At 44.4% G+C, this 2,007-nt stretch carries 2 protein-coding genes and 1 pseudogene; all 3 read right to left on the bottom strand.

Translation table 11 applies throughout. From position 1 onward, the window contains the following. Nucleotides 1-99: 99 nt before the first annotated feature. The gene (locus QUA04_RS03875) at nucleotides 100-480 is read right to left on the bottom strand and encodes a cupin domain-containing protein (protein WP_445242282.1); all 381 of its coding nucleotides are present in this window, start codon (nucleotides 478-480) and stop codon (nucleotides 100-102) included. A gap of 93 nt (nucleotides 481-573) precedes the next feature. Further along, a complete protein-coding gene (locus QUA04_RS03880) occupies nucleotides 574-741 on the bottom strand; it encodes a hypothetical protein (protein WP_333253942.1) in 168 nt (55 codons plus the stop codon). 264 nt (nucleotides 742-1,005) lie between these two features. Then, a pseudogene (locus tag QUA04_RS03885) lies at nucleotides 1,006-1,768 on the bottom strand (IS1 family transposase). Between the last annotated feature and the right edge of the window lie 239 nt (nucleotides 1,769-2,007).

The raw sequence follows: 2,007 nt of genomic DNA on the forward strand, positions 1-2,007 counted from the left end.
GATGAATCCGGGGGCTTGTATCCTGAATGCTTTCGGTCATTGTTTGGTGTGCGAAGCTTTTCGGTGGCCTCTGCGATTGCTTCATATTTTGACCTAGGCTCAATCTTCCTCGTGAGCATCTTGGGCGAAGCGGATAATGTCATCATCGCCGAGGTATTCACCATTTTGGATTTCAATCATCACCAGGGGAATAACGCCTGGATTTTCTACGCGGTGAGCAGTATTCATGGGAACATAGGTTGACTGTTTCTGCATGAGAATCGTCTCTTTGTCGTCGCAGATAACTTTAGCGGTACCGGAGACGACAACCCAGTGCTCACTGCGGTGATAGTGCATTTGGGTGCTGATGTGATGCCCCGGCTTGACTTCAATGCGATTGATCTTATAACGATCGCCCGCGTCTATGACCGTAACTTGACCCCAGTAGCGGGTTTGTGTGCGATCGTCATTTTTTTCGATTGTGTCCACTGTTTCCACCATCCTCTTTATCTCGCCAACGGTGTCTGCAAAAATATCTGTAGTTCAAAGTATAGCAGGGATTGGCTAAGTGCGTAAGTGCGATCGATTTAAAGATTACTGAATTAGTCGCCACTCGCGAGCATCAACAAATTGAGATAAATGCCCCACATTTGTTATAGCAATTACCACCTGATTTCCTTCACTTGCCTCCAATATTGCTTGAGCCGCCAAAATCACCTCCCCGTCAAGTGCATTGGCTTCTGCGCTTGGTCTTCCTCTCATTCTCCCTTGCGCCCACAACTGAGCGGCCAAAAGCATTACTTCTGTAGTCTAAGGAGGGTATGTAAGTTGTCATTTCAGTCCATCAAGGCGTTGAATACCTGCTAATTTACCTGCGCGGATCAACTCGCGTCGCACTTCGTAGTCAGCAATTTCAGGCATAATTATTATTTCGCCCCTCCGCATTAAAGAGTTTAGCCAAACTGGAGCTCCTGAACTTATGGTTATAAGTTTATCTAATCCGAAAAGCAAGCTAAGGTAGTGCTTTTATGTAAAGGATGGAGAAAATTGAGGCAGTTGAGTCTTCAGCATTGCTAATCGGATTTGGTGATTGTAGTCATGAATAAAATTCCAAATAGCACCAGCCATGATGCTCCAACTTCTTAGAAAACGATAATGTCTTCCTGACTAATCGCGAAATTCGCTGCCTGAGAGTATTATTTAATCGTTCAATGTAACTCGTCAATCCGCTTTCTTTCCCCACAGGCTGATGCCGTGAATGTCGGTAAAACCGCAGCATATGCCTCCCAATGATCGGTATAAATCTTGGCACGGCAGGCGATAGACCCTCGGTAGGGAATCCCATAATGCAAGAGCCGACTTTAAGGAACGGTCTCCAATATGACATCCGATCACTTCCCGAGTCTTGGCATCCATCGCTAACCAAACCCATTGTTTATTACCTTTGTTGTCTACTTTCATACCATAGTTCATGCATTTGGACGGTGTGTTTTCCGACTTCTTTTGGGGTCACTGTAGCCTTGGGTTCTACGGCAGTGTACAAGTGTTTTACATAATGCAAGAAGCCAGAAGAGAGGAAACACCCATGAAGGAGGGCAATGCCAGCAAGAGAAATCCGTTCAAGGAGAAGCAACTCAATTTTTGCGCCCGGTGTCGGTGTTTTTGGGTTGCCACTTAGGATTTTCGACTTTCCTGCCGACCACAGTCACGACATTTATGGTGAAAGTTTTCCGCGACGAGTCATACCATTTTTCATCACATCGTCAGAACCACAAGTTGGACAAATCAGATAGGGTTTCATCATGAGACTCCTCAAAAGATTGACATAGAGCTATTGTCCTCTATCCTTTACATAAAAGCACTACTATTTTTCGTTCTTGCTCCTCCTCAAACTTTTACTTCAGATACCACTTAAAAAAAAATGCAACTGTATGCCCGTGTTCCAAATCATGGCTCTCCTGAGTTTATGGTGTAAAATAGATCAACCAATACAGTTATAGTGATGAGCTTTCATTTAGACTATCTATT

The sequence above is a fragment of the Microcoleus sp. S13_C5 genome (assembly GCF_036700845.1).
Lineage (GTDB): Bacteria > Cyanobacteriota > Cyanobacteriia > Cyanobacteriales > Microcoleaceae > Microcoleus.

Bases quoted from the DNA above. Each gene is read 5' to 3' on its own strand.
- QUA04_RS03875 (WP_445242282.1), bottom strand. From the start codon at position 480: ATGGTGGAAACAGTGGACACAATCGAAAAAAATGACGATCGCACACAA.
- QUA04_RS03880 (WP_333253942.1), bottom strand. From the start codon at position 741: ATGAGAGGAAGACCAAGCGCAGAAGCCAATGCACTTGACGGGGAGGTG.